General features: G+C 53.0%; 12 protein-coding genes and 1 tRNA gene. 2 read left to right on the top strand and 11 right to left on the bottom strand.

Annotation, left to right across the window (positions count from 1 at the left end; translation table 11 throughout):
- Nucleotides 1-18 precede the first annotated feature (18 nt).
- Entirely contained in the window at nucleotides 19-1182 is a 1164-nt protein-coding gene (locus tag J6J28_RS04770) for a trans-sulfuration enzyme family protein (RefSeq protein WP_301720174.1), read from the top strand.
- 47 nt (nucleotides 1183-1229) lie between these two features.
- On the opposite strand, the gene lysS is transcribed toward J6J28_RS04770, so the two are convergent.
- The 5 genes from lysS to xerD form a co-directional block, all read right to left on the bottom strand.
- Complete coding sequence (gene lysS, locus J6J28_RS04765; protein ID WP_301720173.1) at nucleotides 1230-2744, bottom strand: lysine--tRNA ligase; 1515 nt, start codon at nucleotides 2742-2744, stop codon at nucleotides 1230-1232.
- Nucleotides 2745-2805: 61 nt separating this feature from the next.
- Nucleotides 2806-3904, bottom strand: a protein-coding gene (gene prfB / locus J6J28_RS04760) for a peptide chain release factor 2 (protein WP_301720172.1) whose coding sequence is annotated in 2 segments (ribosomal slippage) — nucleotides 2806-3828 and nucleotides 3830-3904 — 1098 coding nt in all. Because the reading frame shifts where the segments join, the coding sequence is not laid out codon by codon here.
- A gap of 44 nt (nucleotides 3905-3948) precedes the next feature.
- Complete coding sequence (gene recJ / locus J6J28_RS04755; RefSeq protein ID WP_301720799.1) at nucleotides 3949-5607, bottom strand: single-stranded-DNA-specific exonuclease RecJ; 1659 nt, start codon at nucleotides 5605-5607, stop codon at nucleotides 3949-3951.
- A 78-nt stretch (nucleotides 5608-5685) separates the two neighbouring features.
- Nucleotides 5686-6405, bottom strand: a complete 720-nt coding sequence (dsbC, locus tag J6J28_RS04750) for a bifunctional protein-disulfide isomerase/oxidoreductase DsbC (protein WP_301720171.1) — start codon at nucleotides 6403-6405, stop codon at nucleotides 5686-5688.
- A 71-nt stretch (nucleotides 6406-6476) separates the two neighbouring features.
- Entirely contained in the window at nucleotides 6477-7388 is a 912-nt protein-coding gene (xerD, locus tag J6J28_RS04745; RefSeq protein WP_418055172.1) for a site-specific tyrosine recombinase XerD, read from the bottom strand.
- A gap of 88 nt (nucleotides 7389-7476) precedes the next feature.
- Here xerD and J6J28_RS04740 point away from each other — a divergent pair.
- Nucleotides 7477-7561: transfer RNA gene (locus J6J28_RS04740), tRNA-Tyr, on the top strand.
- A gap of 4 nt (nucleotides 7562-7565) precedes the next feature.
- On the opposite strand, the gene J6J28_RS04735 is transcribed toward J6J28_RS04740, so the two are convergent.
- The 6 genes from J6J28_RS04735 to fabZ form a co-directional block, all read right to left on the bottom strand.
- Nucleotides 7566-8534: an NAD(P)H-quinone oxidoreductase gene (locus J6J28_RS04735; protein ID WP_301720168.1), complete on the bottom strand. Its 969-nt coding sequence runs from the start codon at nucleotides 8532-8534 to the stop codon at nucleotides 7566-7568.
- 31 nt (nucleotides 8535-8565) lie between these two features.
- Nucleotides 8566-9414 carry a pirin family protein gene (locus J6J28_RS04730; protein ID WP_301720166.1) on the bottom strand — a complete coding sequence of 283 codons (849 nt, stop codon included), beginning with the start codon at nucleotides 9412-9414 and terminating at the stop codon, nucleotides 8566-8568.
- Nucleotides 9411-10367 (bottom strand): glutathione S-transferase family protein, encoded by a 957-nt coding sequence (locus tag J6J28_RS04725; protein WP_301720165.1) that lies wholly within the window; start codon nucleotides 10365-10367, stop codon nucleotides 9411-9413. Before J6J28_RS04725 ends, J6J28_RS04730 begins: the two co-directional genes overlap by 4 nt.
- Before the next feature lie 84 nt (nucleotides 10368-10451).
- Complete coding sequence (lpxB, locus tag J6J28_RS04720; protein ID WP_301720164.1) at nucleotides 10452-11621, bottom strand: lipid-A-disaccharide synthase; 1170 nt, start codon at nucleotides 11619-11621, stop codon at nucleotides 10452-10454.
- Between the two features lie 3 nt (nucleotides 11622-11624).
- Nucleotides 11625-12389: an acyl-ACP--UDP-N-acetylglucosamine O-acyltransferase gene (gene lpxA, locus J6J28_RS04715; RefSeq protein WP_301720163.1), complete on the bottom strand. Its 765-nt coding sequence runs from the start codon at nucleotides 12387-12389 to the stop codon at nucleotides 11625-11627.
- Nucleotides 12390-12845: a 3-hydroxyacyl-ACP dehydratase FabZ gene (gene fabZ, locus J6J28_RS04710; RefSeq protein WP_301720162.1), complete on the bottom strand. Its 456-nt coding sequence runs from the start codon at nucleotides 12843-12845 to the stop codon at nucleotides 12390-12392.
- Between the last annotated feature and the right edge of the window lie 19 nt (nucleotides 12846-12864).

Genomic DNA, 12864 nt, shown 5'->3' with positions numbered 1-12864 from the left:
TTGCTTACGAGAGTCTTTATGCCCGGTAACTCTAAATCTGATCAGAACTACCCCTATTCCGCCGCAACAGCCCTGGCTCAATCTCTGGGCAACATCGATGAGAAGACCCAGGCCGTAGTGCCACCTGTGCATGTCGCCACGACCTATATCCGTGGCGCCGATAACACTTACCCGACAGGTTTGGTCTACTCGCGCGATAATAATCCGACCTATAAGCCTGTGGAAGCCTTGCTATGCCAACTTGAGCAAGGGCAGGATGCTATAGTCTTCAGTTCAGGCATGGCAGCAGCGACTGCAGTTTTTCAGGGCCTGCGTCCGGGCGACCATGTGCTGGCGCCGAAAGTGATGTATTGGGCTTTACGCAACTGGTTGCTCAATTTCGCCACCGACTGGGGCCTGCAAATTGAGTTCATTGATATGACCGACGTCGCAGCAGTGCAACAGCATCTGCAGCCCCAACGAACCAAACTAGTGTGGTTGGAAACGCCTGGTAATCCACTCTGGTGCATCAGCGACATAGCGGCTATTGCGGAGTGTGCTCATGCCGCCGGCGCTCAAGTCGCGGTCGACTCCACCTGCGCCACGCCGCTGCTGAGCCAGCCCTTGCGCTTAGGTGCAGATATCGTCATGCATTCGGCAACCAAATACCTCAACGGCCACTCAGACGTGATTGCCGGCGCTTTGATTGCAGCCCGTGATGATGCTTTCTGGCAGCGTATTCGCCAGGTGCGCGCGCAAGGCGGTGCCGTGCCAAGCCCGCATGATGCTTCACAGCTACTGCGCGGTATGCGCACCATGCATTTACGGGTACGCGAATCCTGTACCAATGCGCAGTATATTGCCGAACAGCTCGAGCGGCACGACGCCGTCGCCGAAGTCCTTTACCCAGGGCTGCCCTCGTTCGCCGGACACGAGATTGCCAAACAACAAATGCAGGGCGGCTTTGGTGGAATGCTGTCAGTACGTCTCAAAGGTGGTGCAGAAGCCGCCATTCATGTCGCAGCGCACACCAAGCTCTGGAAACGTGCGACGTCATTGGGCGGCGTCGAAAGCCTCATTGAACATCGTGCCAGCGTTGAAGGTCCAGGTACCCCCTGCCCGGACGACTTACTGCGGATGTCGTGCGGTATCGAAGATCGAGAAGAACTGCTGAACGATTTCTTACAGGCTTTAAGCAACTAAAAAAGGCCCTTGATGGGCCTTTTTTTCAATTCAAACTAGCTCAAACCTTAGTCTTTGCGTACACGCATGTGCGGGAATAACAGAACATCCCGGATAGAAGGCGAGTCTGTCAGCAGCATGACCAGGCGGTCAATACCAATGCCCTCGCCCGCCGTCGGCGGTAAGCCGTGCTCCAGGGCGGTGATGTAGTCTTCATCGAAGAACATAGCTTCGTCATCACCTGCTTCTTTTTGCTCAACCTGGTGCTGAAAACGTTCGGCTTGATCTTCGGCATCATTGAGCTCCGAGAAACCGTTCGCCAGTTCACGCCCACCGACGAAGAACTCAAAACGGTCGGTGATGTGCGGGTCGTCGTCGTTGCGACGCGCTAAGGGCGAAACTTCTGCCGGGTATGCAGTGATAAAGGTCGGTTGAATCAACTTGTGTTCGGCAACAGCCTCAAAGATCTCAATCTGAACTTTACCCAGTCCCCAGTTCTTTTTCACTGTGATTCCGAGTTCTTCAGCCAGTGCTGTCGCCGCCTCAAGAGTGGCCAGCTGTTCAGCTTTTGCGCTAGGCAAATGCTCTAAAATCGCCTCGTTCACTGTCATACGGGTAAAGGGTTGGCTGAAATCGTACTCAACGCCTTCACTGGTAAACTGGTGAGAGCCTAAAATCTCTTTGGTCATGCCACGCAGCATGCTTTCGGTCAGGTCCATCAGATCATTAAAGTCTGCATAGGCCCAGTAAAACTCAAGCATGGTGAATTCAGGGTTGTGGCGGGTCGACAGACCTTCGTTGCGGAAGTTGCGGTTAATCTCAAAGACCTTCTCAAAGCCACCCACTACCAGGCGCTTCAAATACAACTCGGGTGCGATACGCAGGTACAGTTCCATATCCAGAGCGTTGTGATGCGTCACGAACGGACGTGCGGCAGCGCCACCAGGAATGGTTTGCATCATCGGCGTTTCCACTTCCAGGAACTGCTGCTCAGTTAAGAAACGGCGGATATAATCCACCACCTTCGAGCGCACAATGAAGGTACGCCGGGATGTGTCATTGGTGATCAGATCCAGATAACGCTGGCGATAACGGATCTCCTGATCGGCCAGGCCATGAAACTTATCAGGTAAAGGACGCAGGGCTTTCGTTAACAGACGGATATCATCCACCTGCACGCTCAGCTCACCCGTTCCGGTGATAAACAAGGTACCGGTGGCACCGACAATATCACCCAGATCCCACTTTTTGAATTCCTGGTTGTAAAACCCTTCTTGCAGATTATCGCGCGCCACGTACAACTGGATTTGACCGGACATATCTTTGATGGTCGCAAAGCTGGCTTTGCCCATAATACGGCGGGTCATCATACGGCCGGCAACTGCCACCCGGATCCCTTTAGTTGCCAGTTCTTCTTTTTCTACATCATCAAATTCAGCATGCAGTTCAGCAGCAAGATGCTCACGACGAAAATCGTTAGGAAACGCCACACCGCGCTCACGCAAAGCTTTTAATTTCGCCTTTCGTTGGGCAATCTGTTCGTTAACATCAACAACTTCATTGCCTTGCGTTTTATCTGTCATGGTCAAAATCCTGTAGTTTCTTAGGTTTGCAGTAATCTTAATGTTCAGTAAAGAACCGGGATTAGAGTCCCGACTTCAAGCTTGCTTCGATAAATGGATCCAGTGCACCATCAAGCACAGCCTGAGTGTTGCGATTTTCAATACCGGTCCGTAAATCTTTAATGCGCGCATCATCCAGCACGTACGAGCGGATCTGGCTGCCCCAGCCGATATCCGACTTACTATCTTCCAGCGCCTGCTTTTCCGCCAGCTGTTTTTGCAGCTCAAACTCATAGAGTTTGGCGCGCAACTGCTTCATGGCCGCATCCCGGTTCTTGTGTTGTGACCGATCGCTCTGGCACTGCACCACAATACCTGTCGGCTCGTGCGTAATACGGATGGCGGAGTCCGTTCGGTTGACGTGCTGACCACCGGCACCTGAGGCACGGTAGGTATCAACCCGCAGATCTGACGGATTGATTTCGATCTCAATCGAGTCGTCAATTTCCGGATAAACGAAAACCGATGCAAACGAGGTGTGCCGGCGGTTACCTGAGTCAAACGGCGACTTTCTTACCAGCCGATGAACGCCGGTTTCCGTGCGTAGCCAACCGTAGGCATAGTCACCCTGCACGCGAACCGTCGCCGATTTGATACCGGCCACATCACCCTCAGAAAGTTCTGTTAGCTCAGCCTTAAAGTCATGACTTTCGGCCCAGCGCAGATACATCCGCAACAACATATTGGCCCAGTCCTGAGCCTCTGTGCCACCGGAGCCGGCCTGAATATCCAGGTAACAGTCCGCGGCATCCTGTTCGCCTGAAAACATTCGGCGAAACTCAAGTTTGCCCAGCTGCTGATCTAACTGTTCAAGTTCTGCAACAGCTTCGTTGTAGGTCTCTTCATCTTCCGCTTCAACGGCAAGATCCACCAGGCCTTCGACATCGTCCAGCCCCTGAGCGAGCTGGTTTAAAGTTTCTACCACTTCGTCCAGCGCCGCGCGCTCTTTCCCCAGCGCTTGCGCACGTTCTTGATTTTCCCACACTGACGGGTCTTCCAGTTCTCGGGTAACCTCTTCTAATCGCTCAACTTTTTGAGCGTAGTCAAAGATACCCCCGAAGCGCTTCACTGCGCTCACGCATCTCTTTTATGGCAACGTAGGTGGCATTGGTTTCAAACATAGTGAGTCTCAGCTCGTCCATTGATGAATGCAAAGGGCGGCATTTTACCGTAAAGGCTGTAAATGCTCCACCAACAGTTGCACATTGGTACGACCGCGGAAGTGATTTAATTGCAATTTATACACCAGATGGGCTTCGCGTATGGCCAAATCTGGCCACACCTGAGTATCTACATTAAAAGCAATAGCATCAATGGTGATACCGTCGGCGGAGCGCAGCACCAACTTCAGATGCTTCTGACCGACAATACGCTGTTGCACCAGTTCAAAAGTTGCGTCAAAACTGGGTTCCGGAAAACCCTGACCCCAGGGTCCCAGATGATTAAGTTGCTCGACAAAAGGCACGCTGAAACAGGAGCCATCAAGTTCACCATCACTCCAGATCTGCCGTTGCAAGTCCTGCTCATCCAGCCATTCAGTGGCAACGCGTTCAGCACAGTCCCGAAACCGCTCCAGGTGCTCTGGTGGTAAGGATAAACCTGCTGCCATCGCATGCCCGCCAAAGCGCGTGATCAAGTCCGGTTCCAGGCTGTGTACCCGCTCCAGCAGGTCACGCATGTGCAGACCCGGCAGCGATCTTGCGGAACCGCGCAACAGTCCATCATCCCCTTTGGCAAAGGTAATGGTCGGCCGGTGGAACTGCTCCTTTACCCGACCCGCGACAATACCAATGACGCCCTGATGCCAGTCTTCCTGATGCAAAACTAGCAACACGGGTAATTCGGTACTATCGAGTTGCAACTGAGTCACATAGTGGGCCGCGCTTTCGCGCATCTCGGTTTCGATTTCACGGCGCTGACCATTGAGCTCGTTCAACTGTGCCGCCAGCGCTTCGGCCTGACTGTAATTCTGACACAGCAAACACTCAATACCGACTCCCATATCATCCAGCCGCCCGGCGGCGTTAATGCGTGGCGCTAAGGCAAAGCCTAAATCGCTCGCCTGCAAGCGACTGGGATCACGCTGGGTTACCGCCAGCAAGGCCTGAATGCCGGGCCGACAATGCCCGCTACGAATCCGTTGCAGCCCTTGTTGCACCAAAATGCGGTTAATGCCATCCAGCTTCACGACATCGGCAACGGTGCCCAGCGCCACCAGATCAAGCCACTCAGCCAGGTTCACCTTTGCGGCGCGATGACCGCGCTCGCGTGCCGCTGCACGCACCGCAAGCAACACGTAAAAGGCAACACCCACACCAGCGATGGCTTTGCCCGGAAAGGGGCAGTCTGGTTGATTAGGATTAACGATGGCATAGGCCGGCGGCAGGGTTGCGCCCGCAAGGTGATGATCCGTTACGATCACATCGAGTCCTGCAGCATTCGCAGCCTCGACGCCCGCATGACAGGATATGCCACTATCGACGGTAATCAGCAGCTGGGCACCCTGTTGCTCGGCTGCACGCACCAGGTTCGGTGACAAGCCGTAGCCGTCGGTAAAGCGATTGGGCACACAATAGCTGACTTTACCGGCGCCCATCGCACTTAACACCGATACCATCAGCGCTGTTGAAGTTGCCCCATCAGCGTCAAAGTCGCCACAAATGCAAATGGCCTGATCGTTGAGTATCGCCTCCAAAATCCGGGCGGCGGCCTTCTCACAGTCCTGCAATTGCTTAAAATGGGGCAAGTGCTGAACGCGTAAGTCCAGTTGCTGCAACTCAGTAACGCCCCTGCGCGCCAGAATTTGCCGGAGTATTGCGGGCATCTCCTGCGGCAAGGCGTCGCTTGCGACATCGGGTCTGCGTTTTATCTCGACAGCTGAATCAACCACAATGCAGCAACATTATTGACCGTTTTGCATCATACTCAGCAGTCGCTCTGCTGGCACCAGGCCGGGTAACATTTCACCCGATGGCAACACAATCGCTGGAGTGCCGCGCACACCAAACTTATTGCCCAGGGCAAAGTGTTCATCAACGGGGTCATCACAACTGGCGGCTGGTAAGCGCTTATCGTTTTTCGCTGCATCCAGTGCTGCCTGTTGATCCTCTGAGCACCAAACGGTCTTTAATTGCTGATAGGCGCTGCCTTGCAAACCGCTTCGTGGCCACGCCAGATAACGCACAGAAATTCCAAGCTTATGGTATTGCTCAAGATTGGTATGTAATTGGCGACAGTAGCCACAGGTGGGATCGGTGAAGACGGTGATCATGTATTTTTCGTTTTCGGCAGGATAAAGAATGGCCTCATCGCTGACTTTGGCAATATCACTGCGGCGCATTTCGCGAATTGAAGCTTCACTTAAGTTCTGCGGTTCACTGCCGGTAATATCATAAAGGCGACCGCCAATAAGGGTCTCGCCATCGGCGGTGACATACACCAGACCTTGATCGGTAATCACTTCATAAACGCCATCAATAACTGAATCATTCACCGATTCAATGACAAAGCCCATGCGCTCAAGATGCTGCCGCTTGAAGCTCGATGAATCGTTTTGTGCGACCCCTTGTGGACTGCACGCCAATAAGCCAATAACACTGGCTACCACTAGCAATTGTTTCATAATTTTCCTAATTGTTTTGCTGCCATTTTCTGCCGTCAGTCTACCGCGAAATAGCTCCAGCTGCAGCACTTTTAAGCACGTGGATGGTGAGCTGCGTGAAGTTGTTGCAGACGTTCACGAGCCACGTGGGTATAGATTTGCGTCGTCGATAAATCACTATGGCCAAGCAGCATCTGTAGCACCCTTAAATCAGCTCCGTGATTGAGTAGGTGGGTGGCGAAGGCATGCCGGAGAGTATGGGGCGACAAATGCGAACGGATATCCGCGCGCTGCGCGTAGAGTTTGATGCGATGCCAGAACGCCTGTCGGGTCAGCGGCCCGCCGCGACGCGTGATAAACACAAACTCGCTGGATTGCGAGCTCAGCGCCGGACGCCCGTCCCGCTGATAGCGTTGCAGCCACTCTAAGGCGGTTTCACCTAAGGGCACCAAGCGTTCCTTATTGCCTTTACCCACCACTCGTACCAGCTCCTGTTGCATGGAAACTTGGGCAAAGGTTAAGTGCACCAGCTCGGTCACCCGCAGGCCCGTTGCATAAAGAACTTCCAACATGGCGCGATCACGCAGCTGCACCGGGTCAGCTAACTCAGGCGCCTCAAGTAGTGCTTCAACTTCAGTTTCAGCAAGACTATGCGGGATCGCCTGCGGCTGTTTCGGCTGCCGTAACCGTGTTGTGGGGTCAGCGCCCCGCAAACGCTCAGTGACCGCATAGTTATAGAACTTTTTCAGCGCGCTTAACGCACGAGCTGTACTGCGCGGCGATAAGCCCTGCTGTCGCCGCCACAGCATGTAACTTTCGATAACTTCGGTTTCCGCACTCAGCAGGTCAGCATGCTCGCCCTCAAAGTCGAGTAAAAACTGATAAAACTTTTTCAAATCGGTGCCATAAGCCGACGCGGTATGTTTGCTTATCCCCTGCTTGAGCCACAGGCGCTCAAGAAAGGTGTTGATTAATTCAGCAGTTGATGTCGACAAAATAGGCAGCCTGTTGTTGTGGGGCAATTTATACTCAGACTTTTATGATAGCGGGGTTTACAGCTACCCTCAATCTGCTATGATGCGGCGTCTTCGTGGAGGGGTTCCCGAGTGGCCAAAGGGATCAGACTGTAAATCTGACGGCTCAGCCTTCGCAGGTTCGAATCCTGCCCCCTCCACCATTTTTTACCAGGCCAGTACCAGTTTTCCTTTCGTCTTATTCTCAGAAATTTGCTGCAATGCCGTATCCAGTTCGGCGATGGCATAAACCTTTTCAATACGTGCCTGACAGGTGCCACTCGTCAACAGTGGCCAGACCTGCTGTTCCAGAGCGCGCATTAAACGACCTTTCACCGTTAACGACTGATTACGCAGGGTGCTGCCCTGAATGCGTTGCCGCTTCATCAGCAAGCGCCCGGCATCAAGCTCGGCCATGCGTCCGCCCATCAGGCCCAGCACGACAATACGTCCGTCGAGATTGAGCACCTGCTGATCCGCGGCTAAGTAGTCGCCCGCCACAGGGTCAATGATCACATCAGCACCGCCCCACGCCTTGACGGCTTCAACAAAGGAGCCCTGCTGGCGATTCCAGCCGCCGCCAGCACCGAGATTCCGACACAGGTCAATTTTCTCGTCACTGCCCGCAGTCACAAAGACCGGGTTACCGGACGCTACGGCGAGCTGCAAAGCGGCCAAGCCGACAGTACTGGCACCCGCGTGCAACAACAGCTTCTCATTCGCTCGCAAAGCGGCAATCTCGTACAGGTTGTACCAGGCTGTAGTGAAGGCTTCACAGATTGCTGCGCCCTGCTCCAGGCTGATATTTTTGGGTAACTTATTCACCTGCTGCTCACTGACCACAACATGGCTGGCGTACCCCCCTGCTGCCAACAAGGCACAGACTTCGTCGCCCACTTTTAAACGGCTCACGGACGGCCCAACGGCGACCACCCGCCCACTTGCCTCCAGACCCAGTATGTCTGAGGCTCCGGCAGGTGGCGGATAATGTCCCGCCAGTTGCATCAAATCCGCACGGTTAACACCACTGTGGGAGATTTCAATGACAACCTCATCAGTGACCGGCGTGGCCAGCTCGAACTCAGTTTGACGGGGGCGTCCTCCCTCAGCAATGAAGCCTGTTGCTACTCTTGGCATAGTGGATCCTTGTGGCAGTTAAATAAGCACCTCAGGCAGTCAGTTTCCCGCTTTGGTAATCGCGAATCGCCTGTTCAATTTCAGCCTGATGATTCATGACGAACGGCCCATATTGAGCAACAGGTTCGCCAATCGGTTGTCCAGCTAGCAGCAGCATGCCAGCCGCATCCTCTGAACGCAACGTCAGTTCGGCATCGGCATCCAGTCGCACCAGTTCACCGCGACTGACATCTTGCCCGTTAACCCTGACCTGTCCCTGATAGACATAACCCAGCCGTGTCCGTTGTCCAGCTCCCGTGTACTGCCAACTCCCAGCCTGTGAAAAGCGAACGTCCAGCATTTGAAAGCTCTGCTCCGGTTGTTGCACCGGACCTTTCAGCGTACCCTCGGCCGTCTTTAGCTCACCAGCGACCACCCGCACAGTGATGGCATCAGCCTCAAACTGAGGGATCTTCGCAGCTGGGTAGTCGGCCCACTCGGCTGCTGACATTTTGTCTTTTGCAGGCAAGTTGATCCACAGCTGAAAGCCCCACATCAACCCATCTTCCTGTTTTGGCATTTCTGCATGAATAATGCCGCGAGCCGCTTTCATCCATTGCGCACCACCGGCGCTTACCATGCCGGTATTACCGACCGAATCTTTATGCTCCATTTGCCCGGCAAGCATATAGGTCAGGGTGACAAAGCCCCGATGTGGGTGCGGCGGAAATCCGGCAATATAATCATTCGGATCATCCGAGCGAAATTCGTCCAGCATCAGAAAAGGATCCTGATAGCCTAATCCGGGTTGATTCACGATGCGGGTCAGTTTTACCCCTGCGCCATCCTGCGCAGGCATGCCACGATGGCGGCTTAAGATCGCATTAGCTGACGCTTTCATAAGACCTCTCCGCGCCCATGTGGCGCATTAAAATCAAGCCGCGGGCCACGCGGAACAATTTGCGTGGGGTTAATCATCGTATGGCTGGCGTAATAATGGGTTTTAATATGGTCCATCACCACGGTCTCAGCAACACCAGGAACCTGATACAGGGCTTTAACGTAATCCCATATCGCCGGATAATCCAGAATGCGTTGCTGATTGGTTTTAAAGTGACTGTAGTAGACTGAGTCAAAGCGCACCAGCGTCGTAAACAACCGCCAATCCGCTTCAGTTACCTGATCACCCACCAGAAAACGCTGCGAGCTAAGCCGCTCTTCAATGTCATCAAGGCTCGCGAAAAGTTCATCATAGGCATCATTATACGCCTTCTGCCGGGTTGCGAAGCCACATTTATACACGCCGTTATTGATGGTGTCGTAGACCTTGTCATTAATACTGTCGATGTTGTTTCGTAAAGCTTGCGGGTAAAAGTCCAGGGTATTGCCCGTGATACTGTCAAAGGCACTATTAAACATGCGGATAATATCCGCCGATTCGTTACTGACAATGGTCTGCTTCTTTTTATCCCATAACACCGGCACTGTGACCCGGCCGCTATAATTATCATCGGCACGTAGGTACAACTGATACAGGTAGTCTTGCTGGTACAAGGGATCAGCGAGAATGTCATCGCCAAACTCCCAGCCATTCTCCAGCATCAGTGGGTGTACGGCAGACATTGAAACATGTTCTTCGAGGCCCTTCAGTTTTCTGAAGATCAGCGTCCGATGTGCCCAGGGACAGGCGTAACACACGTACAGATGATACCGTCCGGATTCTGCAGGAAACTCAGCGTCAGGATCAGCACTTAACCAGTTGCGAAACTGCGACTCGCTGCGTTCAAAGCGGCCGTCGTTTTCCTCGGTGTCGTACCATTTGTCCTGCCATTTTCCATCAACTAATAAGCCCATTGTTCACCTCTTTTATCTGTGAACCCTAAGTATAGCTGGTGACAAATGGAATGATTAGTGCGAAATAATGGGGTTTACGTTCGATTAATTCGAACTTTGAGAGGATTGCGCCAGTTCCAGAGCGACCCTTGCGCTGACTGCATCAGCATCACGCTGCAGGTCGGTATGAAGCTTGGTAAAGGTATGCAATAGTTGGCCATGGTCGGCGGCGTCCAGTTGCTTTTCCAATGCCTGTACAATGCTGTCTGGATTGACATCACTTTGCAGTAACTCAGGTACCAGTTCACGCCCGGCCAGCAGATTAGGCAGGCTGAAAAAAGCGGCTTTAAACATACGGCGCATGATCTGGAAGGTTAACCAGCTGAAGCGGTAGGCGACCACCATCGGCCGTTTAATCAACATCGCTTCCAGGGTCACCGTGCCTGAGGTCAGCACGAGTCCATCGGCAGCAGCCATGGCCTTGCGCGACTGTCCGTCCAGCAATTGCAGGGGTAGCTCAGGTGCTAGTTGTTGTTGCATGGCACGGAACTGCTCAGCACGAGCTGAAGAGATCATTGGGCTTATGAACAGGGTGTCGGGATGGCGTTGTAAATACAGCTGCGCAGCTTGCAAAAATACCGGACCTAAGCGGGCAATTTCACCGCCACGACTACCCGGCAGCAGTGCAATCACATGTTTTTTCTCATTCAGTTTAAGCGCGAGCTCCTGCTGCGCCTGCTGCCGATCCCAGTGCATGGGGATGCTATCAGCAAGTGGGTGACCTACAAAGGTAGCAGCTAAACGGTGTTTGTCGTAAAACTCTTTCTCGAAAGGCAGTAAGCATAGAACGTGATCGACACTGGCTTTAATTCCCTTAATTCGCCCCTGTCGCCAGGCCCAGACACTGGGACTGACGTAATGCATTGTGGCAATACCGTGTGCCTTCAGACGCCTGGCGATAGGTAAGTTAAAATCAGGCGCATCGATGCCGATGAAAACATCCGGAGCTTGTTCCAGAAAAGTAGCCACTAAGCGCTTACGGTGATTGAGCAGGGTCCGCAGCCGGCCAAGCACCTCGACCAGGCCCATCACAGCAAGGTCCTCCATGGGGATAAGGCTTTGCAAGCCTTCAGCTTCCATTAAAGGACCACCGACGCCGATAAAGCGCACGCCCGGATGCTGCTGCTTAAGCTCGCGCAGCAATCCCGCACCAAGCAGATCGCCCGAATGCTCTCCGGCAATCACCGCGATCAGTAAAGGTGTGTTTTTGCCCATAGTTTAACGAATAATACCGCGTGAGCTTTGCTGGACGAAACGGATGAAGTCATCGAGCTCGCTGGCCTGCCAACTTTGCATTTCCTGCACCGCCTCGTCGACCGTCAGACCTTGTCGGTAAAGGGTTTTATAAGCACGCTTTATGGTCATCACTTGTTCTTTAGTGAAGCCCCGGCGCTTCAGGCCTTCGCTATTGATCGTGCGTGGCACGGCGTTGTGCCCCTGGGCCATCACGTAGGGAGGAATATCCTGCACCACCACAGAGTTGACTGCAGTGAAGGCATGCTCACCGATGTGACAGAACTGATGAACGCCGGTAAAACCACCCAGAATCGCCCAGTCCCCCACATGCACATGGCCGGCGAGTGTGGTGTTATTGGCAAGAATCACGTTATCACCGACCATACAGTCGTGCGCCACATGCACATAAGCCATCAACAGGTTATTGCTGCCGATTCGCGTCAGACTCTGATCTTGTATGGTGCCCCGGTGAATCGTGACCGACTCCCGGATAACATTGTTATCGCCAATCTCTAACCGGGTGGGCTCGCCATTGTATTTTTTGTCCTGGCAATCTTCGCCCACAGAAGCGAACTGAAAAATGCGGTTGCCTTTGCCCAGAACCGTTGGTCCTTTCAACACAACATGAGGACCAATCCAACAGTCATCGCCAATCACAACATCGGCCCCGATAATGCTGTAGGGACCGATTTCAACGTTATTGCCAATACTCGCTTTACTATCAATAATCGCTGTAGGATGAATCACTTAAGTTTCTCTTCTCGCGCAAATGATATCGGCACTGCAAGCCAGTTCGCCGTCGACTTCGGCGCGTCCTTTGAACACCCAGATACCGCGTCGTTCTTTCTCAAACGTGACGTGTAAATGCAGTGCATCACCCGGTAAAACCTGACGTTTAAACCGTGCGTTATCAACGCCTGCAAACAAGTATAGGTCATTCGCGCCCGGCTTGCTTTCGGTGATTTTAAAGCCAAGCAAACCTGCTGCCTGAGCTAAAGCTTCCAGAATCAAGACCCCGGGGAAAATAGGATTTCCCGGAAAATGCCCGGTAAACAGGTTTTCATTTACAGTGATATTTTTCACTGCATGAATTTTAGTCTGCGCATCACAACTGACCACCTTATCCACTAATAAGAAAGGATAACGATGCGGCAATAAGCGCATGACTTCTTGAATATTAAAAGCTGAGTCAGAGACAGACAAAATTGGATCTCCAATTATA

It is taken from the genome of Pseudidiomarina terrestris, assembly GCF_030466375.1.
GTDB lineage: Bacteria > Pseudomonadota > Gammaproteobacteria > Enterobacterales > Alteromonadaceae > Pseudidiomarina > Pseudidiomarina terrestris.
This window is presented reverse-complemented; position numbering and strand designations above follow the sequence as displayed.